19 protein-coding genes and 1 other RNA gene are annotated in these 19,436 nt (G+C 59.1%); 8 read left to right on the forward strand and 12 right to left on the reverse strand.

The genetic code is table 11. The features are described 5' to 3' along the window. Window positions 1–67 precede the first annotated feature (67 nt). From ubiH to HKK55_RS24235, 3 genes are read right to left on the reverse strand one after another with little or no spacing between them, the layout of a single operon-like run. Window positions 68–1,255 (reverse strand): 2-octaprenyl-6-methoxyphenyl hydroxylase, encoded by a 1,188-nt coding sequence (ubiH, locus tag HKK55_RS24225; RefSeq protein WP_169356913.1) that lies wholly within the window; start codon window positions 1,253–1,255, stop codon window positions 68–70. Beyond that, complete coding sequence (gene pepP, locus HKK55_RS24230) at window positions 1,252–2,574, reverse strand: Xaa-Pro aminopeptidase (RefSeq protein ID WP_169356914.1); 1,323 nt, start codon at window positions 2,572–2,574, stop codon at window positions 1,252–1,254. Before pepP ends, ubiH begins: the two co-directional genes overlap by 4 nt. Before the next feature lie 20 nt (window positions 2,575–2,594). Further along, window positions 2,595–3,152: a YecA family protein gene (locus tag HKK55_RS24235; protein WP_169356915.1), complete on the reverse strand. Its 558-nt coding sequence runs from the start codon at window positions 3,150–3,152 to the stop codon at window positions 2,595–2,597. 138 nt (window positions 3,153–3,290) lie between these two features. Here HKK55_RS24235 and HKK55_RS24240 point away from each other — a divergent pair, with 138 nt between their 5' ends. From HKK55_RS24240 to HKK55_RS24255, 4 genes are all read left to right on the forward strand, one after another. Further along, a complete protein-coding gene (locus HKK55_RS24240) occupies window positions 3,291–3,500 on the forward strand; it encodes a TIGR02449 family protein (protein ID WP_003213954.1) in 210 nt (69 codons plus the stop codon). Beyond that, window positions 3,497–3,814 (forward strand): cell division protein ZapA, encoded by a 318-nt coding sequence (locus HKK55_RS24245; protein ID WP_003213956.1) that lies wholly within the window; start codon window positions 3,497–3,499, stop codon window positions 3,812–3,814. Before HKK55_RS24240 ends, HKK55_RS24245 begins: the two co-directional genes overlap by 4 nt. A gap of 30 nt (window positions 3,815–3,844) precedes the next feature. Continuing rightward, a non-coding RNA gene (ssrS, locus tag HKK55_RS24250) (6S RNA) lies at window positions 3,845–4,023 on the forward strand. Between the two features lie 55 nt (window positions 4,024–4,078). After that, window positions 4,079–4,699 carry a 5-formyltetrahydrofolate cyclo-ligase gene (locus HKK55_RS24255; RefSeq protein WP_169356916.1) on the forward strand — a complete coding sequence of 207 codons (621 nt, stop codon included), beginning with the start codon at window positions 4,079–4,081 and terminating at the stop codon, window positions 4,697–4,699. Between the two features lie 17 nt (window positions 4,700–4,716). Here HKK55_RS24255 and HKK55_RS24260 read toward each other — a convergent pair whose 3' ends face one another. Next, window positions 4,717–5,040, reverse strand: coding sequence for a hypothetical protein (locus tag HKK55_RS24260; protein WP_169352809.1), 324 nt, complete (start codon window positions 5,038–5,040; stop codon window positions 4,717–4,719). A gap of 21 nt (window positions 5,041–5,061) precedes the next feature. On the opposite strand from HKK55_RS24260, the gene HKK55_RS24265 reads away from it, so the two are divergent. After that, window positions 5,062–5,511 carry an EVE domain-containing protein gene (locus tag HKK55_RS24265; protein ID WP_169356917.1) on the forward strand — a complete coding sequence of 150 codons (450 nt, stop codon included), beginning with the start codon at window positions 5,062–5,064 and terminating at the stop codon, window positions 5,509–5,511. 34 nt (window positions 5,512–5,545) lie between these two features. Here the strand turns inward: HKK55_RS24265 and HKK55_RS24270 are convergent, their stop codons facing one another. After that, a complete protein-coding gene (locus HKK55_RS24270; protein WP_169356918.1) occupies window positions 5,546–5,953 on the reverse strand; it encodes a flagellar basal body-associated protein FliL in 408 nt (135 codons plus the stop codon). A 149-nt stretch (window positions 5,954–6,102) separates the two neighbouring features. Here HKK55_RS24270 and HKK55_RS24275 point away from each other — a divergent pair, with 149 nt between their 5' ends. Together HKK55_RS24275 and glpT are read left to right on the forward strand one after the other, a co-directional pair. Beyond that, a complete protein-coding gene (locus tag HKK55_RS24275) occupies window positions 6,103–7,083 on the forward strand; it encodes an NADPH:quinone oxidoreductase family protein (protein ID WP_169356919.1) in 981 nt (326 codons plus the stop codon). Window positions 7,084–7,377: 294 nt separating this feature from the next. Next, window positions 7,378–8,715, forward strand: coding sequence for a glycerol-3-phosphate transporter (glpT, locus tag HKK55_RS24280; protein WP_169356920.1), 1,338 nt, complete (start codon window positions 7,378–7,380; stop codon window positions 8,713–8,715). Here the strand turns inward: glpT and HKK55_RS24285 are convergent. Both HKK55_RS24285 and HKK55_RS24290 read right to left on the reverse strand, forming a co-directional pair. Beyond that, entirely contained in the window at window positions 8,712–9,365 is a 654-nt protein-coding gene (locus tag HKK55_RS24285; protein ID WP_169356921.1) for a gamma-glutamylcyclotransferase, read from the reverse strand. The two genes, glpT and HKK55_RS24285, sit on opposite strands and share 4 nt — an antisense overlap. 27 nt (window positions 9,366–9,392) lie before the next feature. Next, complete coding sequence (locus tag HKK55_RS24290; protein ID WP_169356922.1) at window positions 9,393–11,780, reverse strand: TonB-dependent siderophore receptor; 2,388 nt, start codon at window positions 11,778–11,780, stop codon at window positions 9,393–9,395. 324 nt (window positions 11,781–12,104) lie between these two features. Between HKK55_RS24290 and HKK55_RS24295 the strand changes: the two genes are divergently transcribed. Then, window positions 12,105–12,584: a sn-glycerol-3-phosphate transporter gene (locus tag HKK55_RS24295; RefSeq protein ID WP_169357944.1), complete on the forward strand. Its 480-nt coding sequence runs from the start codon at window positions 12,105–12,107 to the stop codon at window positions 12,582–12,584. Between the two features lie 239 nt (window positions 12,585–12,823). Here HKK55_RS24295 and HKK55_RS24300 read toward each other — a convergent pair whose 3' ends face one another. From HKK55_RS24300 to trxA, 5 genes are all read right to left on the reverse strand, one after another. Continuing rightward, window positions 12,824–13,792 carry a CDP-6-deoxy-delta-3,4-glucoseen reductase gene (locus tag HKK55_RS24300; protein WP_169356923.1) on the reverse strand — a complete coding sequence of 323 codons (969 nt, stop codon included), beginning with the start codon at window positions 13,790–13,792 and terminating at the stop codon, window positions 12,824–12,826. Beyond that, window positions 13,792–15,258, reverse strand: a complete 1,467-nt coding sequence (gene ubiD, locus HKK55_RS24305) for a 4-hydroxy-3-polyprenylbenzoate decarboxylase (RefSeq protein WP_169356924.1) — start codon at window positions 15,256–15,258, stop codon at window positions 13,792–13,794. Before ubiD ends, HKK55_RS24300 begins: the two co-directional genes overlap by 1 nt. A gap of 89 nt (window positions 15,259–15,347) precedes the next feature. Beyond that, on the reverse strand, window positions 15,348–17,333 hold the full coding sequence (locus tag HKK55_RS24310; protein WP_169356925.1) for an acyltransferase family protein: 1,986 nt from the start codon (window positions 17,331–17,333) through the stop codon (window positions 15,348–15,350). A 157-nt stretch (window positions 17,334–17,490) separates the two neighbouring features. Continuing rightward, window positions 17,491–18,750 carry a transcription termination factor Rho gene (gene rho / locus HKK55_RS24315; protein WP_017845130.1) on the reverse strand — a complete coding sequence of 420 codons (1,260 nt, stop codon included), beginning with the start codon at window positions 18,748–18,750 and terminating at the stop codon, window positions 17,491–17,493. A 235-nt stretch (window positions 18,751–18,985) separates the two neighbouring features. Next, complete coding sequence (gene trxA / locus HKK55_RS24320) at window positions 18,986–19,315, reverse strand: thioredoxin TrxA (RefSeq protein WP_169356926.1); 330 nt, start codon at window positions 19,313–19,315, stop codon at window positions 18,986–18,988. Between the last annotated feature and the right edge of the window lie 121 nt (window positions 19,316–19,436).

Below are 19,436 nucleotides of genomic sequence, written 5' to 3' on the forward strand. Positions count from 1 at the left end.
GCTTTAAGCCTTGTCTCGCGTGCGGCGTGTGCCGCAGGTAAAGGAATGAGTAAGTGTCACGGGCCGCTCAAACATCGGGACGCGTGCCCAAGCCCATGGCTTGACGGGCGAACCAACGCTTGGCCGGAGGCAGCAGGTCCAGGCCCAGCAAACCCATGTTGCGGCCCATGGCGACCAACGGCTGGCCGCTGCCAAACAGGCGCGTCACCTGATCGGAGAAGCCTACGGTCAGTTTCTGATCCAGACGCTGGCGCTCACGGTAGGCCTGCAAGGTCGCCAGGTCACCTGGCACCGCTGGCCCGGCCAAAAGAGATTCGGCCAAGGCATAGGCATCCCGCAGGGACAAGTTGAAACCCTGACCGGCAATCGGGTGCAGGCTGTGGGCCGCATTGCCCAATACCACCAGATGGGAACGTACCTGCTCCTCGGCTTCCACCAGGGTCAACGGATACAAGTGACGAGCGCCCACTTGCTTCAGGGTGCCGAGGCGATAGCCGAATACACCCTGCAACTCACTGAGAAAACTGCGTTCGTCCAGGCTCGCCAGACGCTGAGCATCCATGCCAACGCGAGTCCACACCAGCGCGCAACGGTTATCCGGCAGCGGCAACAGCGCCATCGGGCCTTCATCGGTGAAGCGCTCGAAGGCCTCACCGTTATGGGATTCGCTGGGGGTGATGTTGGCGATCAGCGCGCTCTGGTTATAGGGCCGCTGTTTGACACCGATACCCAACTGCTCGCGCAAACCGGAGCGGCCGCCATCGGCCAGTACCGCAAGATCACATTCGAGGACGGTTTCGTCATTGAGGGTCAGGCGATAGCCGTCTGCCAGCGGCTCCATGCGTGTCACTTCGGCCGGGCAGCGCCAACTGATCACGTCCTTGTCCAGACCTTGCCACAAGCATTGACCCAGCCAGGCGTTTTCCACCACATAGCCGAGGGCTGGAACACCTTCTTCCAAGGCCGACAGCCGCGCGGTGGAAAAGCGCCCACGGTCCGACACATGAATCTGCTTGATCGGCTCGGCACGACGGGAGATGTCCTGCCACACGCCCAGACGCTGATAAATCTGCCGGGCACCGAATGACAGCGCCGACGAGCGGGCATCGTAGCTCGGCTGATAAGTATCGCCAGGAGCAAAGGGCTCGATCAGCACGATCTTCCAGCCGCGAGCCTTGGCCCCAGCCTGCAATGCCAACGCCAAGCTGGCGCCCACCAGGCCACCACCGATAATCGCCAGATTGACCCGGCTCATCGGGCGCCCGCCATCAGGGCTTCGATCTCGGCAACGGTCTTGGGCACGCCACCGGTCAGAATTTCACAGCCTTGCTTGGTCACTACCACGTCGTCCTCGATGCGTACGCCAATGCCACGCCATTTCTTCGCCACGTTCTGGTTGTCCGGGGCGATGTAGATACCCGGCTCCACGGTCAGGGCCATGCCGACTTCCAGCACACGCCACTCGCCGCCCACCTTGTACTCGCCCACATCATGCACATCCATTCCCAGCCAGTGGCCGGCGCGGTGCATGTAGAAGGCTTTATAGGCTTCGCTGGCAATCAGTTCGTCCACGTCGCCCTTCAACAGCCCCAGCTTTACCAGCCCGGTGGTGATGACGCGCACCGTCGCTTCGTGGGCCTGATTCCAGTGTTTGTTCGGCGCGATCTCGGCAAAGGCGGCTTCCTGTGAAGCCAGCACTACCTCGTAGATCGCTTTCTGTTCAGGTGAAAACTTGCCATTGACCGGCCAGGTGCGGGTGATGTCACTGGCGTAGCAGTCGATCTCACAACCGGCGTCGATCAGCACCAGGTCGCCGTCCTTGAGCACCGCGTCATTCTGCTGGTAATGCAGGATGCAGCTGTTGCGCCCCGAAGCGACGATGGAGCCGTAGGCCGGCATTTTCGCCCCGCCCTTGCGAAACTCGTAATCAAGCTCCGCTTCCAGGCTGAACTCATGCAGCCCGGCACGACTGGTTTGCATCGCCCGCACATGGGCCGCGCAAGAAATCCGTGCCGCTTCGCGCATCACCTTCACTTCTGCTGCCGATTTATACAGGCGCATGTCGTGCAGCAGATGATCCAGGGCAACAAACTCGTTCGGTGGCTGGGCACCCAGGTGTGCTTTAGAGCGGATCACGTTGATCCACTCCATCACATGCCGATCGAATTCGGCATTGCTGCCCATGGCCGAATACACCCGGTCGCGACCTTCGATCAGGCCGGGAAGGATGTCGTCGATGTCGGTGATGGGGAATGCATCGTCGGCGCCGAAGTCACGAATGGCGCCTTCGGTGCCGGCGCGCAAACCGTCCCACAGTTCGCGTTCGGCATTACGTTCGCGGCAAAACAGCACGTATTCGCCATGCTGGCGACCAGGCATCAGCACGATCACCGCTTCGGGCTCCGGGAAACCACTCAGGTACTGAAAGTCGCTGTCCTGACGGTAAACGTGCTCGACATCACGGTTGCGGATCGCCACCGCGGCGGCCGGCAGGATGGCGATGCTGTTGGGTTCCATCTGCGCCATGAGCGCCTTGCGGCGACGGGTGTATTCCGCTTTCGGGATATGGATCATGGGCAGATGGGGGTCCTTTCTCAGTGCAGCGAAGGCTTGGGTGCAGCCGGCTCAGCGGACTTCTTGGTCTCGGTGAACAGCAACAGCGGCGCGACGCGCAGGTATTCCATGACTTCCATGTAGTCGCTTTCGCCATCTTCGGATTCTTCCAGGGCATCTTGCACTTGGGAGATGGCCGCGAGGTCTTGCAGCACTTCCTGAGCTTCAACGCTCAGTTCCAGGCCGCCGGAATTTACGCCAAAACCGTGGAGGAAGCCTTGGCACCATTGGCCCAGTGCCTCGGCACGCTCGGCGAGCGGTGCGTCATCGGTAGGCAGCAGCAGCACGACGGTTACGTCATCACCGGTCAGCTCGCCCTTGACCATCTCTTGCAGGCCGATCAACGCGTTGCGCACGTTCTCGGTGGGTTCGGTTTCCAGCAGCTCGGCCACGTCGGCCAGCCAGTTGTCGGCATCAAAGCCGACACCGGTGCAACTGCGGCCCAATAACACGCCGTGAAGCTCGGCAGGCGAGCAAGGATGACCGCTGGTGCTCAGCAGTTTGGAGAAAGCGTCGTACGGGGAATTCTGAATGGGCATGGTGAGCTAGGCGCCAGACGGCGCAATGTCTAGAATGGAGCGCTGTATCCTAGCACCGGCAGACGCACCAAGACTATCGAGGGCGTCAGATCGTTTATCCTGCAGTTGCCATTCATCAGACAAATCCAGTGGAACCCAATGGAAGACACCGACCTGCAAGCGCTGATGGCCAGACTCGAATTGCTAATTAACCGGGTCGAGCAACTTAAGAGCCAAAATGGACTCCTATTAGCTCAGGAAAAGACCTGGCGCGAGGAACGCGCGCACCTCATTGAAAAAAACGAAATCGCCCGGCGTAAGGTCGAATCGATGATTTCGCGCCTGAAGGCCCTGGAGCAAGACTCATGAGTTCAAGCAATAGCGTCACCGTGCAGATTCTCGACAAAGAATATTCGATCATCTGCCCCCAGGAAGAACGCAGCAATCTGGTGAGCGCCGCGCGCTACCTGGATGGCAAAATGCGCGAGATCCGTAGCAGCGGCAAAGTGATCGGTGCCGATCGCATCGCCGTGATGGCCGCCCTGAATATCACCCATGATTTATTGCATAAGCAGGAACGCCCTGACGTGCAGGCCAGCGGCTCGACACGTGAGCAGGTGCGTGACCTGCTGGAGCGGGTTGATCTGGTACTTTCTACCGATCCAGAGCCACCCAAGGGCTGATTGCGGCGTCGGTTTCGGGTATACTCGCCCCACTCCCTGGCGTGCTTGCCAGTCGGCGATGTCCCTGAGCCGATTCGCACTACCCTGGAAGTTGCACGTTGGGCTGGTGTGCATGTCCGCTAGACGGAAAGCCTTAAAGCCTACTGCTTCTTCCACCTTGAACTTTCGGGTTCAAGGGCTAAGTCGACAGCGGTTCTGTCGGGGAGCCTGATTCCCAAACTCAATGCCAGTCTTATGACTGGCATTGTTTTATGAGCCGAAACCATGACCGAACCTGCGCCGCTTTCTCGTCCGCAACTTCGACGCATGTTGCGCAAGGCCCGCTGCGCCCTGACGCCGAGCGAGCAGCGCCAGGCCGCCCAAGGCCTGTATCGGCAACTGGCACAGCACCCGCTGTTTCGCCGGGCCAAACATATCTCTTTGTATCTACCAACAGACGGTGAAATCGATCCGCGCCTGCTGCTGCGTGCCGCCCAGCGTCGGGGCAAGGCCACCTACCTGCCGGTGCTCAGCGCCTGGCCGCAAACCAAGATGGTGTTCCAACGGGTGCGCCCAGGCGAAAAGCTGTCGCCCAACCGTTTTCGTATTCTTGAGCCACAGGTCAACGTCAGCCGACAACGCAAAGTCTGGACACTGGATCTGGTGCTGTTACCGCTGGTGGGGTTCGATGATGTGGGCGGACGGTTGGGGATGGGCGGTGGTTTTTATGACCGCAGCCTGGCGTATCTGGCCCGTAGAAAGACCTGGCGCAAGCCGACGCTGCTGGGCCTGGCCCATGAGTGTCAGAAAGTTGAACGACTGGCGCAGGCAAGCTGGGATGTACCGCTTGAAGGCACGGTCACCGATAGGCATTGGTATGTTGCAGAGGGGACGCCGTCAGAATAGACGGCGCCGAAGTCGCTTCAACGCTTGAAGAGTTGTGGCTGTTGCTGTGCAAGTTCAACGGGAGCATCTGTCTTGTTCGACCACAAGCTTTGCGCATAGCCGGTAGTCACGACGCCCAGACCAAACAAAATAACCAATATCCATAGTAAATCCGGTTTGCGTTGCATCGATTGCCCCCCTTCAGGCATCTCACACACGATGACAGCAACGTTCCATAAGTAGCCCGTTGTAGCTGCGTCAAGCTTAAAATCCCGGCATTCTGCGGTAACGTGGACCAACACGCAAACCTTGACGTCAACCGACTGTCGGTTTGTCATGTAATTGCCGAACAACTTGCCCAATCCGCTTTCAGGAGCCCAAACATGGCCTATTGGCTGATGAAATCCGAGCCCGATGAATTGTCCATCACGGACCTGAAAAAGCTCGGCGAGGCGCGCTGGGATGGCGTGCGCAATTATCAGGCACGCAATTTCCTGAGGGCGATGGCGGTGGGTGACGAATTCTTCTTTTATCACTCCAGCTGTCCGGAGCCGGGGATTGCCGGGATCGGTAAAATTGTCGAGGCGGCCTATCCGGACCCGACGGCACTCGAGCCTGACAGCCATTATTTCGATGCCAAGGCCAACCCCGAGAAAAATCCCTGGACCGCAATCAATGTGGCCCACGTCGAGACCTTCCCCAAAGTGCTGGGGCTGGGCTATCTGAAACAACAGAGCGCTCTCGACGAAATGCCACTGGTGCAAAAAGGCAGCCGACTCTCGGTGATGCCCGTTACCGCTGAACAGTGGGCTGTCGTGAAGGCCTTGCGCTGATTCGGCAACGACTACGGGAACTTGTAGTGCCGGTTTACTGGATGATCAGGTTGTTGAACAACAAATCCTCAACCACCGGCTTGCCGGTCTCGTCGTTCATCACTTGCTGGGTCTGCTTCAAGGCTTCCTGACGCAGCTTTTCCTTGCCATCGACGCTGCTCATGGCCTCGGCGGTCTGCTGGGTAAACAGCGCCACCAGTTGATTGCGAATCAACGGCTCGTTGTCCTTGACCGCCTTGGCGGCTTCCGGCCCGGTCACCCGCAAAGCAACATCGGCCTTGTACACCCGTAGTTTCGCGCCGCCATCCAGACCGTAGTTACCAACAAACGGTGGGGTCAGGCTGAGATAGCTGACCTTCGGCGCTTCGCCTTCCTTGGCTTCTTCAGCCTGGGCGGCCATCGGCAATGTCAGGGCCAGCATCAACAGGATCCACGCTTTCACAATTCATTCCTCAATTCGGTTGCCAGGTAGCATAACGCTAGCAGGCCTGAGCACAAGCTTATGGCGACTTATCAGGCCGGGCCATGCTCGTTGACCCGCCGCCTCACCCACCTACACTTATCGGCCACTACGCCAAAAGGAATAGTCCGATGAAAGCTGTGCTGTGCAAAGCCTTCGGCCCCGCCGAAACCCTGGTGCTGGAAGACGTCGAAAGCCCGGCGATCAAGAAGAACGAAATCCTGCTGGACGTGCACGCCGCTGGGGTCAACTTCCCGGACACGCTGATCATCGAGGGCAAATATCAGTTCAAGCCACCCTTCCCGTTCTCGCCAGGCGGTGAAGCGGCCGGCGTGGTCAGCGAAGTCGGGGAAAAGGTCAGCCATCTCAAAGTCGGTGACCGGGTCATGGCGCTGACCGGCTGGGGCAGCTTTGCCGAGCAAGTGGCGGTGCCGGGCTATAACGTGCTGCCCATCCCGCCGAGCATGGATTTCAACACCGCCGCCGCGTTCAGCATGACCTATGGCACCTCGATGCACGCCCTGAAACAACGGGCCAACCTGCAGCCGGGCGAAACCCTGCTGGTACTGGGTGCCTCCGGTGGTGTGGGACTGGCCGCCGTGGAAATCGGCAAGGCCATGGGCGCCCGCGTCATTGCCGCCGCCAGCAGTGCCGAGAAACTCGCAGTGGCCAAAGCTGCCGGTGCCGATGAGCTGATCAACTACAGCGAGGCCAGTCTCAAGGACGAAATCAAACGCCTGACCGATGGCAATGGCGCCGACGTGATCTACGACCCGGTGGGCGGCGACCTGTTTGACCAGGCCATCCGCGCCATCGCCTGGAATGGCCGGTTGCTGGTGGTGGGCTTTGCCAGCGGGCGGATCCCGGAGCTGCCGGTAAACCTGGCGCTACTCAAGGGTGCGGCAGTGGTTGGGGTGTTCTGGGGCTCGTTTGCCCAGCGCCAGCCTCAGGACAATGCTGCGAACTTCCAACAACTGTTCGGCTGGTATGCCGAAGGCAAGTTGAAGCCGCTGGTATCGCAGGTGTACCCGCTCGACAACGCCGCTCAGGCGATCAATGACCTTGGTCAGCGCAAGGCCGTGGGCAAGGTGGTCGTTCAAGTCCGCAAATAACACGGACCTGAAATGCGGTCAGTGTGGGAGCGAGCTTGCTCGCGAAAGCTGTGCGTCAGTCGCCAAATGTATTTACTGAGGCTCCGCTTTCGCGAGCAAGCCCGCTCCCACATTTGATCTCTGGTGTTCTCAATGCCCAATCACGCCCCTAACTTGCCTATTAGCGACATGTTCGTAAAAGAACATGCAATTGCTCCTGTTTCCTGTACTTGCGGATAAGAGGCGGTGCTATTTTCGGTAACGAAACTGTAACATTCGCATCCGCAGTCAAAACAAGAAATTTGGAGCTCTTGAATGTTTGCTTTCTTCCGTCCTGCCGCACACCAGGCGCCCCTGCCTGAGGAAAAAATAGACAGTACCTATCGACGGCTGCGCTGGCAGATCTTCGCCGGTATTTTCTTCGGTTACGCCGGGTACTACCTGCTGCGTAAAAACTTCTCCCTGGCCATGCCGTACCTGATCGACGAGGGTTACACCCGTGGTCAGTTGGGCCTGGCCATGTCGGCGATTGCGATTGCCTACGGCTTGTCCAAGTTCCTCATGGGCCTGGTGTCCGACCGTTCCAACCCGCGCTATTTCTTGCCCTTCGGACTGCTGGTGTCGGCCGGGGTGATGTTCATTTTCGGTTTCGCACCTTGGGCAACTTCCAGCGTGACCATGATGTTCATTTTGCTGTTCATCAACGGCTGGGCCCAGGGCATGGGCTGGCCGCCGAGCGGACGGACCATGGTGCACTGGTGGTCGCAGAAAGAACGCGGCGGCGTGGTATCGGTATGGAACGTGGCGCACAACGTCGGCGGCGGCTTGATCGGTCCGTTGTTCCTGCTCGGCATGGCGTGGTTCAACGACTGGCATGCGGCGTTCTACGTTCCGGCTACCGTGGCCCTGATGGTCGCGGCATTCGCCTTCATCACCATGCGCGACACCCCGCAATCGGTGGGCCTGCCACCGATCGAGGAGTACAAGAACGACTATCCGGAAGGCTACGACTCGAGTCACGAAGACGAATTCAGCGCCAAAGAAATCTTCGTCAAGTACGTGCTGCGCAACAAAATGCTCTGGTACATCGCCTTCGCCAACGTCTTCGTTTACCTGCTGCGCTACGGCGTACTGGACTGGGCGCCGACCTACCTCAAGGAAGCCAAGCACTTCGACGTGGATAAAACGTCCTGGGCGTACTTCTTCTATGAGTGGGCAGGGATCCCAGGCACGCTGCTGTGCGGCTGGATGTCAGACAAGATCTTCCGTGGCAACCGTGGCCTGACGGGCATTGTGTTCATGGCCTTGGTAACGGTCGCGACCCTGGTTTACTGGCTCAACCCACCGGGCAACCCAACCATCGATATGATCGCGCTGTTCTCCATCGGCTTCCTGATCTATGGCCCAGTCATGCTGATCGGCCTGCAAGCCCTGGAGCTGGCACCGAAGAAAGCTGCAGGTACCGCTGCCGGCTTTACCGGTCTGTTCGGTTACCTGGGTGGTTCGGTGGCAGCCAGTGCGGCCATGGGCTACACCGTGGACCATTTCGGCTGGGACGGTGGTTTTGTCTTGCTGATCGGTGCGTGTGTGTTGGCAATTGCCTTCCTGATCCCCACCTTGTGGCACACCAATAGCGTCAGCGCCGCGCGTTAATCGCAGGCGCCTCCTTTGGAACACCGCTTGAGCCGCGCCTCCAGGTTTTTATCTGGCATGGCGTGGCTACGCAGGGCGTTGACGGTCTGCTCGACATAATCGCGAGTGGTGCCGTAACGCCCGCAAGCGCTTTCAAACACCTGATTCAGCACGCTGTCAGGCAAGTTGCCGGCGTAGCTGGGCAAGTGCCGCTCCAAGACAAATCCCAACGCCTGCACCTGACTGCCATCTTCCAGACGGCAGCTGAGCCAGTGCGGCCGATAAGACGGGTAAGGCATTTCGCGACGCCACAGGGCGTAAAGCGAGGCATCCAGTTGGTCTTCCGGCAAGCGGTAAGCAAACCCACTGCAAGAGCCACCGCGATCCAGGCCAAACACCAGGCCCGGTAATTCCGGCGTGCCGCGGTGCTCGTGGGACCACAGGTACAGGCCGCGATGATAGCCATGAACCCGCGCCCGCACCCGCTCCGCCGCCGAACACTCGGGGCGCCAGATCAGCGAACCGTAAGCGAATAGCCAGACCGGCCCACCCTTATGCCGGCCCATGGTGGACTGCATTGAGCTCATCAACTGTTCGTGAGTGAGTTGCGGCCCAAGATCGAGCCGCGGAGGGTAAGCCAATTGCAGAAGATCAGATTCAATGGCGGTCATGGCAAATAACGTTCGGCACCTGTGTTGTTACCAGTTGTAAGCGACTTTACCGTAATAGAACGCGCCGCTGTAACCGTACGGCGAAAAAGTGCTATAGGCCAAGTTACCACCGCTGCTGGCGTAGGCATTGAGTTTTTCCGGGTACTTGTCAGTGACGTTGTCGCCACCCACGGTGAAGGTCCAGTTTTTCAGCTTGTAGTCGGCGGACAAGTCCAGCAGCCATGCAGCCTTGAAGGTCTGGTCGTTGATCTTGTCAGCCTGGTAGCTGGTGAATTCGCCGTAGCGCACCAGGTTGCTGTGCAGCGCCCAGTTGCCGAAGCTCAAATCGTTGCCCAGGCTCAGTTTGTGCTGTGGCGTGGTATCGCCCAGCAGGCCGATGCGTTCACGCCGGTCGACGCGCACCAGATTGACGCCCAGCCCATCCAGTACCGCCGGGTTGGCTTTTACGTCGGTAACCTTGGTGTGGTTGTAGTTGTAGCCAACCGTGCTGTTCCAACGGATGCCGTTGTCGAACTGGTAGCGATAGTTGGCCACCAGGTCGACGCCGTCGGTGCTGGTGTCGGTGGCATTGGTGAAGTAGCGGGCGCTGGTGTAGTTGATGTTGCCCACGCCGTTGGCTTGCAGGTAGTTGATCGCGTTCTGGTTGAGCACCAAGTTGGACGACAGGCTGATGCGGTCACGGATGTCGATGCGGTAGACATCGGCCGTCACCGTCAAGTTATCCACAGGCTCAAGCACCAGGCCGAGGCTGTAGTTGCGCGACTTCTCGGCCTTGAGGTCGTCGGCGCCAAGCAAGCGCGCCACTTTGCTGTTGGCCGGGAAAGTGCCGGCTTCCTGGATCGTATTGCCGATCAATTGCGACGAGGTGTAGGCAAAGTTCTGCTGGGCCAGGGACGGTGCGCGGAAACCATTGGAGATGCTGCCACGCAAGGCCACTTGCGGGGTGAAGTCGTAGCGGGCCGAGAACGAGCCGCTGACGTTGGAGCCAAAATCGCTGTAGTCCTCATGACGCACGGCGGCTGAGGCGCTGAGCTTTTCGGTGAAGTTGGTTTCCAGGTCCAGGTACTGAGCCCAGTTGTGGCGCGAGGCACTGCCGGCGTCGGCGTCGCGGAAACCGCCGAGGCCGGAACTACCGGTCTGGTAGTAAGAGGCCGGATCGCCGGACTCGATTTCGTAACCTTGGTGCAGGTATTCACCGCCAAAGGCGACGGACACCGGATACGGCAGCCAGCCCACATCGAATTCACGGGACAAGTCCAGGCTCACTTGTTTCTGGTCGTTGCTCAGGGTGCCGTTGTCGAACTTGCGCGGCGTGGCGAGGCCCAGGGAGGTATTGATGGTTTCTGTACTCAGGTCGTACTGGTTCTTGCCGTAGTTGGCCGACAGATCGTAATGCCAGTCATACGCCAACAGCCCGCGCAAACCCACCACCAGGGACGTGTCTTCCAGACTGCCACGGATCAGCGGCAAATAGCCGTTGGGATAGATTGCCGGGATATTGTTGGAGGCATTGCTGGCCCGGTAGAACGCCGCTGTCTCACCGCGTCGCTTGCTGTAGCCGCCAAAGGTGTAGAACTCGGCTGCGTCGTTGAAGGCGTATTCGGAGTTGAATTGAAACTTGCCTTCGTTGGTCGACGGCTCACCCTGGCGGAATACCCGCTGACCGTAAGTGGTCGAGCCAACACTGCCCGGACGCAGGTCGTCACCAGCACGGTTGGTGTAATCGTTGTCGGCGCCCTCGGCCGATAGATTGATAAAGCCGTTATCCCCCAACGCCAGGCCGGTGTTGCCGCTGACGTTACGCTGGATACCATCGCCCTTCTTGTACTCACCGAACTTGGTGGAGATCGAGCCACCATGGTCAGCGTGCTTGAGGATCACGTTGATCACCCCGGCAATCGCATCGGAGCCGTAGCGGGCGGACGCGCCGTCACGCAGCACTTCGACATGGTCCACCGCTGACAACGGGATCGCATTCAAATCCGCCGGTGCCGAGCCTCGACCCACCGCACCGCCGAGGTTGACGAAGGCGCTGGTGTGGCGACGCTTACCGTTGACCAGCACCAGTACTTGATCCGGCGACAGGCCGCGCAGTTGCGCCGGGCGCACCAGTTCGGCGCCGTCTACCAGGCTGGGGCGCGGGAAGTTGATGGAAGGAATCAGACGCGCCAGCACCGCGCCAAGTTCGTCGGAGCCGGTGCTGCGCAGGGTGTCGCCGGAAATCACATCGATGGGTGACAGCGAAGCACTGGCGGTGCGTTCCTGGGCCCGGGTGCCGGTGACGATCACCGTGTCGAGTTTCGGTGCATCGGCACTGGCCGTTTCGGCGGCTGCGACTGAGCTGAAGCCCACAGCGGTCAGCAAATTGGCTGACAAAATCGCTGTGTATAACCGGTGTTGTGTGGTGCTCCCCATACCGCTCCCCTTGGAATCAAAAGTCAGAACATCAATGCTCTGAGTTCATACGATCGATCCGTGTGGCGAACGGTGGCGGTCATTTATTGGCTATTGGCACAAAATCGGTAGTCCGTTGTCATATAGCCTAATGATATTTATCAGACAAATTAAATACCATAAAAGAATAAGCAAAAGCATAAGCGCCGACGACACACTCATCAGGATTGCCCCCATTCAATCCCGGTACCTTCAGCGCCCGTTCAGCCTTTGTGGGGGTTGAGCCTTCAAAATAGGCACTTGTCACGACCCACTTAGCCGACAACTACCGACTATCGAGGTCGCATTATGAAATACCGACTTTTAGGCCTGCTGCTTCTGGCGCAGGCCACCACCGCCCTGGCCGTCGAAACATCGACCCAGGATGAAAAAGGCTTCTGGTACGTCCAGACCAGCGTCTACACCCGGCACTTCTCACCGGACCCGGATCACAACAACAACCAGGACCTGATCGGTCTGGAGCGTAATGAGGCTTCAGGGCTGGTATATGGCGGGGCGACATTTCGCAACTCGTTCAGCCAGCGCTCGTACTACGCCTATGCCGGCAAGCGCTATGACATGACGGATTACCCGGTGTACCTGAAACTGACCGGGGGGCTGATCCAGGGCTATACCGGCAAATACAAGGACAAGATCCCCCTCAATGGCCTGGGGGTGGCGCCCGTGATCATCCCGTCAGTGGGTGCTCATTACGGACCGGTGGCGGCCGAGTTGGTGCTGCTCGGCTTCAATGCGGCGATGGTCACCGCCGGTGTGCGGTTCTGACACTGTAGATACCGTCTTGCGCGTCACCAGGCAAGAGCCCTGCCAGGTCATACATTTGGCCCGTTGTAGCCGCTGCTGCAGGACCTTCAACGGTTTCAAGATCCTGACGACTGCTGCGCAGCCGATCGCAGCCGATCGCAGGCTGCGCCAGCGGCTACAGGTGATCGACACATTCCCTGTAGCCGCCCGAGGTACGAGGCTGCGATGCAGGCCGCAGGACCGCCCTTGGGGTCGCTACGCTACGGTCTTGGCGCGTAGGCGAATACGTCAGCGCGCATCTGATGCGCATCCATGCCGGCGTTGACCAGCGCATCCAGCGTTCCATAGATCATTGCCGGTGAACCGCTGGCGTAGACGTGCACACCCTTGAGGTCGCTGATGTCTTCGCACACGGCTTCATGCAACAGCCCACAACGCCCTTCCCAACCGCACAGGTCGCTGACCACTTTGTGCAGGAACAGATTGGGCAATTGCTGCCACTGGTCCCAATGCTCGATCTGGTAGAAATCCTCCGGACGGCGCACGCCCCAATACAGGTGTACCGGGTATTTGAAGCCGGAGGCCCGGCAATGCTCGATCAGGCTGTGCATCTGGGCCATGCCGGTCCCGGCAGCAATCAGCACCAGCGGCCCGTCCGGCAGTTCCGCCAGGTGGGTATCGCCAAATGGCAGTTCAACGCGAGCCATCTGGTTACGCTGCAACTGCTCGATCAGGCTCCGGGCGCTGTCTTCGCGCACCAGCACATGCAGTTCCAACTCGCGCCCGCCGTGGGGGGCAGAGGCCAGGGAGAACGCTGACTTTTCGCCGTTTTCCCGCTCAATCATCAAATACTGGCCGGCGTGGTAGCGCACCGCCTTGCCGGCCGGAGCCCGCAGGCGTACACGCCAGACATCACCACCGATGTCCACACACTCCGTCAGTTGGCAGGACAGTTTGCGCACTGGCAACTCCCCCGGCGCCAGCACGCCGTCCCACAAGACAATGCAGTCCTCCAGTGGCTCGGCAATGCAGGTATAGAACTCGCCATGGTCACGCACCTCACCCGCTTGCTGCACCCGGCCCTCCACCAGCAACGCCGCGCACACATGGCACACGCCGTTGCGGCAAGCCTGAGGGCATTCATAGCCCAGGCGCCGCGCACCTTCGAGTATCCGCTCGCCGGGCACAATCTCAAGCACCGCTCCGGAGGGCTGCAGGGTTACACGCATCAATCTATTCCTAATTCTTTCCAGAGCGCATCGACACGGGCAGTCACCGCGTCATCCTTGACGATCACCCGACCCCACTCGCGGGTGGTTTCACCCGGCCATTTGTGGGTGGCATCCAAGCCCATCTTCGAACCCAGGCCCGAAACAGGCGAGGCGAAGTCGAGGTAGTCGATCGGCGTGTTATCGATCATCACCGTATCGCGCTTGGGGTCCATGCGCGTGGTGATGGCCCAGATCACATCGTTCCAGTCCCGGGCGTTGATGTCGTCGTCAGTGACGATAACGAACTTGGTGTACATGAACTGTCGCAAAAACGACCAGACACCCAGCATTACCCGCTTGGCGTGGCCCGGATACGACTTCTTCATGGTCACAATGGCCATGCGGTACGAGCAGCCTTCGGGCGGTAGGTAGAAGTCCGTGATTTCCGGGAACTGCTTCTGCAGGATCGGCACGAACACTTCGTTCAACGCCACACCTAGGATCGCAGGCTCATCCGGCGGACGACCGGTGTAGGTGCTGTGGTAGATCGGCTTGATCCGGTGGGTGATGCGCTCGACGGTGAACACCGGGAAGCTGTCGACTTCGTTGTAATAGCCCGTGTGGTCGCCGTAGGGGCCTTCATCAGCCATCTCTCCCGGATGAATCACCCCTTCGAGGATGATTTCAGCGGTGGCAGGCACTTGCAGATCGTTGCCACGGCATTTCACCAATTCGGTACGGTTGCCACGCAACAGGCCAGCGAAGGCGTATTCGGAGAGGCTGTCGGGCACCGGGGTCACGGCGCCGAGGATGGTCGCCGGGTCCGCGCCGAGGGCCACGGATACGGGGAACGGTTTGCCGGGGTGTTTTTCGCACCACTCGCGGAAATCCAGCGCGCCACCACGGTGGCTCAACCAGCGCATGATCACTTTGTTGCGGCCGATCACTTGTTGGCGATAAATGCCGAGGTTCTGGCGGTCCTTGTTCGGACCTTTGGTGACGGTCAGGCCCCAGGTGATCAGCGGGCCGACGTCGCCGGGCCAGCAGGTCTGCACGGGCAGCATGCCGAGGTCGACGTCATCGCCTTCGATGATCACTTCCTGGCACACCGCGTCCTTGACCACTTTGGGGGCCATGGCAATGATCTTGCGAAAGATCGGCAGCTTCGACCAGGCATCCTTCAGGCCCTTTGGCGGCTCGGGCTCCTTGAGGAAAGCCAGCAGCTTGCCAATCTCGCGCAACTCGCTGACCGCCTCGGCACCCATGCCAAACGCCACGCGCTCGGGGGTACCGAACAGGTTGCCGAGCACCGGGATATCAAAGCCCACCGGGTTTTCGAACAGCAGCGCCGGGCCCTTGTTACGCAAGGTACGGTCGCAAATCTCAGTCATTTCCAAGACCGGGGAAATCGGCACCTGGATACGTTTCAACTCTCCGCGCTGCTCAAGTTGCTGCACGAAATCCCGAAGATCCTTGAATTTCATTAACCATGCCACCCGTAAAATAGGCGTACATCCTACCTGCTCTTACGGCCGCTGGCAGCTTATTGAGCAGCATTGCAGGCGACACATGACTAAAGAGACGACTCCTCGGTTTCAGGGCGCAGGCTAAGGAACAAAGGTTCAAGGAACGCCTCGACATACCGCGAGCCTACGTCCGAGAGATGATTGTCGTCGGTGTACAGGGTTCGCCCGCCAAACTCCACGCGGCACCAACCGGTTGCATTACACAGTCGCGGCGCAGGATCCAGCAGCCTCACCCCGGGGTCAGTTGCGGCGATTTGCTCGAACACGCTGCTGATATAGGCCTGACGCTTGAGATGATCCTCCAGCGGTAGGCCCTCTCGGTCGGTAGGTCGCCCCAGCATCGCCAAGCGACTGAGTCGATAGGGCACGCTGAAGTCTTGCAGCGGCACTTCCTTGACCAACCACACCCGACGACCGCTGGCACGCACTTGCTGCACCAAAGTGCGCAAGGCCTCGCTAAAACGCTGCTCGGCGATGGCACGATCATATTTCCCGGTCGTCGGGTCCAGCAGCGAGGCGCCGGTATCGCCAGAGCGCTCCCCATAGACATACAAGCTCCAACGCGCCACCAGCACCACATCGCTGAACGCTTCCTGACTCAACACTTGGGTGACTCGTTGGTTGAAATTCACGCATCCAGGCGTACTTTCTTGCCTGCTGAAAGGCACACAGCCGGAATAACCGGCCTCGGTGACGCTGACGCCATACTTGCTCACGCCATCTTCCAGAGCCGGGATCAAGGCTGAGGCATGACTGTCGCCCCAGACCAAAGCACGTGTCGCTCCCAACTGAGGACCAAAACGGCAAAGCTCACGGTGGTTGTTTTTCTTGTCGTCCGACAAGCAGGCCATCAACTCAGGGCTCCACGTACGCGCCTGGGCGAATTGCAATGCCTCGGGCGACAATCGCCAAGGCACCCCATCCGCCCACCCCAGGTTTTTTCCGACTAGCCCCAACGCAAGGATCGCGATGCCTGCCGCTGCCAGGATCTGCCGCCGTCCTGCCAACAACCGCCGTTCGCGAAACGGCGCCTCGATAAAACGCCAGGACCCGTACCCCAACAACAGGCTCAACAGAAACAGGCCGCCGAGTTGCCAAGGGCCCAGACCATCAACACTGGCATAGTTGCCGAATACGAATACCGGCCAATGCCACAGGTACCACGAGTAGGAAATCAGCCCCACACCCACCATCAAACGGCTGCCCAACAGCTTACCCGTCAGGGTCAATTGCTGGCCGTTGGCCCAGATCAAGCAGACCACGCCCACGACCGGCAATAAGGCGGCGGCTCCAGGAAAAGGAGTACTCGGGTCATAAGCAAATATCGCCAGCAGAATCAGGCCGAGGCCGGCCAGACTGACCGTCTGCGCCAACGCCGGGCTCGCGCGCCACTCCCGCGTGGGCACTACCGCCAGCATCGAACCGGCCAACAGCTCCCAGGCACGCATTGGCAACAGGTAAAAGGCCTTCTCGGGATAGTGAGCCACCGCCCACACACTCAGGACGAAAGACCCCAGCAACACCACGAACAGGGCCATGCGCCAGTGTTTCAAGCGGCTCGACAACAACGCCAGCAGCAGCGGAAAAATGATGTAGAACTGCTCTTCGACCGACAATGACCAAGTGTGCAGCAGGGGTTTAAGGTCGGAGGCCGCATCAAAATAGCCGTCCTGGCGCATAAACAGCAGGTTTGAGGTGAACACCACTTGATAGTGCACCGAGCGCCCCAGCTCGTCGTAGTCCTTGGGCGCAAGCAGAAACCATCCCGCCACCAGAGCGCCGAGCATCATCACGAACAATGCTGGCAGGATCCGCCGTGCGCGCCGGGCCCAGAAACCCACAAAACTGAAACGCTGAGCCTGGCGCTCCCGCCAGATGATCGACGTAATCAGGTAACCGGAAATCACAAAAAAAATGTCGACGCCAACAAAGCCGCCTGTGAAGCCTGGAACACCAAAGTGAAACAGCACAACAGCGATGACGGCGATTGCGCGTAGGCCGTCAATATCTCTTCGATAAGCAAGCGTGGTCATAAATCTTATTGTCTGCCAGTTACGGATGGAAGCGAGTGTAGTCGTGCTCGCCTTTTTTGTTTCATAACTGACACGCGCAGCGCTCAATCCTCCCTTTTTCAACACAAAAAAAATGGCGCCCCAAAGGGCGCCATTCTTTTTGACCTGAGAAGTCGCGTTATTTGCGCTTCATCGACAAGAAGAACTCGTCGTTGGTCTTGGTGGTTTTCAGCTTGTCGATCAGGAACTCGATGGCCGCTACTTCGTCCATCGGGTGCAGCAGCTTGCGTAGGATCCACATGCGCTGCAGTTCGTCGTCGGCCGTCAGCAACTCTTCGCGGCGGGTACCGGAACGGTTGATGTTGATGGCTGGGAACACACGTTTTTCCGCGATACGACGATCCAAAGGCAATTCCATGTTGCCGGTACCTTTGAATTCTTCGTAGATCACTTCGTCCATCTTCGAACCGGTTTCAACCAGCGCGGTAGCGATGATGGTCAGCGAACCGCCTTCTTCAATGTTCCGCGCGGCGCCGAAGAAACGTTTCGGTTTCTCCAGGGCGTGGGCATCGACACCACCGGTGAGGACCTTGCCGGAGCTCGGGATCACAGTGTTGTAGGCGCGAGCCAGACGGGTGATGGAGTCGAGCAGGATCACCACGTCTTTTTTGTGCTCGACCAGGCGCTTGGCCTTCTCGATCACCATCTCAGCAACCTGCACGTGGCGGGTTGGTGGCTCATCGAACGTCGAGGCAACGACTTCGCCGCGCACGGTGCGCTGCATTTCGGTTACTTCTTCCGGACGTTCGTCGATCAACAATACGATCAGATGAACTTCAGGATTGTTACGCGCGATGTTCGCTGCGATGTTCTGCAGCATGATGGTCTTACCGGCTTTCGGCGGTGCAACGATCAGGCCGCGCTGGCCTTTGCCGATCGGGGCGCACAGGTCGATGACACGACCGGTCAAGTCTTCGGTGGAACCATTACCGGCTTCCATCTTCATGCGCACGGTCGGGAACAGCGGCGTCAGGTTCTCGAAGAGAATCTTGTTTTTCGCGTTCTCGGGACGATCGAAGTTGATCGTGTCGACCTTGAGCAGGGCGAAATAACGCTCGCCTTCCTTCGGAGGACGGATCTTGCCAACGATGGTGTCACCGGTACGCAAGTTGAAGCGACGGATCTGGCTCGGCGAGACGTAGATATCGTCTGGGCCGGCAAGATAGGAGGCGTCTGCAGAGCGGAGAAAGCCGAAGCCGTCCTGGAGAATCTCCAGCACGCCATCACCGGAGATTTCCTCGCCGCTTTTCGCGTGCTTTTTCAGCAGGGAGAAAATCACGTCCTGCTTGCGCGAACGGGCCATATTTTCTATGCCCATCTGTTCGGCCAATTCGAGCAGTTCGGTAATCGGCTTTTGCTTGAGTTCAGTCAGATTCATATAGGAATGACGTAATCATTTATGGAGGGGGGGAAATTAAGCTTTTGGCTTAATGAGGCCGCGCCGCAGAGAAGGCGACAGGATCGCGTACTAATCGAAAAGGAATGCGTCGGCGACGGCTTGCAGGGGGCAGTGGAGAAACCAGTGCGGGGCCGAATGTACCACCTGAGTTTCAGAGCGTCTAGCCCTGTTTCACGAAAAAGCCCCGCGATTTGCGGGGCTTTTTTGACGACGCTTAGATGTTGGCGTCGAGGAAAGCTTGCAACTGGGACTTCGACAGTGCGCCGACCTTGGTGGCTTCGACGTTGCCGTTCTTGAACAGCATCAGCGTCGGGATACCACGCACGCCGTGCTTGGCCGGGGTTTCCTGGTTGTCGTCGATGTTCAGCTTGGCAATGGTCAACTTGCCTTCGTAGGCGGTAGCAATGTCGTCCAGAACCGGAGCGATCATTTTGCAAGGACCACACCACTCAGCCCAGTAGTCAACCAGCACCGGGCCTTGGGCCTTGAGTACTTCTGCCTCAAAGGTCGCGTCGGTGACGTGCTTGATAAGATCGTTGCTCATGGATGTCTCCGGGTTGTAAGCAAAAAAAACGTTGCCCATCATAGCCGCCCTTCCCGCGTTCAGGAAGCCGCAGCTGATTGACTCTTCCTATGATGGCGCATGAGTTTGGGTATAGCCCAAC

The sequence above is a fragment of the Pseudomonas sp. ADAK18 genome, from assembly GCF_012935695.1.
Lineage (GTDB): Bacteria > Pseudomonadota > Gammaproteobacteria > Pseudomonadales > Pseudomonadaceae > Aquipseudomonas.

Bases quoted from the DNA above. Each gene is read 5' to 3' on its own strand.
- HKK55_RS24285 (WP_169356921.1), bottom strand. From the start codon at position 9,365: ATGACCGCCATTGAATCTGATCTTCTGCAATTGGCTTACCCTCCGCGG.
- HKK55_RS24275 (WP_169356919.1), top strand. From the start codon at position 6,103: ATGAAAGCTGTGCTGTGCAAAGCCTTCGGCCCCGCCGAAACCCTGGTG.
- HKK55_RS24235 (WP_169356915.1), bottom strand. From the start codon at position 3,152: ATGCCCATTCAGAATTCCCCGTACGACGCTTTCTCCAAACTGCTGAGC.
- ubiH (WP_169356913.1), bottom strand. From the start codon at position 1,255: ATGAGCCGGGTCAATCTGGCGATTATCGGTGGTGGCCTGGTGGGCGCC.
- ubiD (WP_169356924.1), bottom strand. From the start codon at position 15,258: ATGAAATTCAAGGATCTTCGGGATTTCGTGCAGCAACTTGAGCAGCGC.
- pepP (WP_169356914.1), bottom strand. From the start codon at position 2,574: ATGATCCATATCCCGAAAGCGGAATACACCCGTCGCCGCAAGGCGCTC.
- HKK55_RS24300 (WP_169356923.1), bottom strand. From the start codon at position 13,792: ATGCGTGTAACCCTGCAGCCCTCCGGAGCGGTGCTTGAGATTGTGCCC.
- HKK55_RS24310 (WP_169356925.1), bottom strand. From the start codon at position 17,333: ATGACCACGCTTGCTTATCGAAGAGATATTGACGGCCTACGCGCAATC.
- HKK55_RS24245 (WP_003213956.1), top strand. From the start codon at position 3,497: ATGAGTTCAAGCAATAGCGTCACCGTGCAGATTCTCGACAAAGAATAT.
- trxA (WP_169356926.1), bottom strand. From the start codon at position 19,315: ATGAGCAACGATCTTATCAAGCACGTCACCGACGCGACCTTTGAGGCA.
- HKK55_RS24240 (WP_003213954.1), top strand. From the start codon at position 3,291: ATGGAAGACACCGACCTGCAAGCGCTGATGGCCAGACTCGAATTGCTA.
- glpT (WP_169356920.1), top strand. From the start codon at position 7,378: ATGTTTGCTTTCTTCCGTCCTGCCGCACACCAGGCGCCCCTGCCTGAG.
- HKK55_RS24290 (WP_169356922.1), bottom strand. From the start codon at position 11,780: ATGGGGAGCACCACACAACACCGGTTATACACAGCGATTTTGTCAGCC.
- rho (WP_017845130.1), bottom strand. From the start codon at position 18,750: ATGAATCTGACTGAACTCAAGCAAAAGCCGATTACCGAACTGCTCGAA.
- HKK55_RS24255 (WP_169356916.1), top strand. From the start codon at position 4,079: ATGACCGAACCTGCGCCGCTTTCTCGTCCGCAACTTCGACGCATGTTG.
- HKK55_RS24265 (WP_169356917.1), top strand. From the start codon at position 5,062: ATGGCCTATTGGCTGATGAAATCCGAGCCCGATGAATTGTCCATCACG.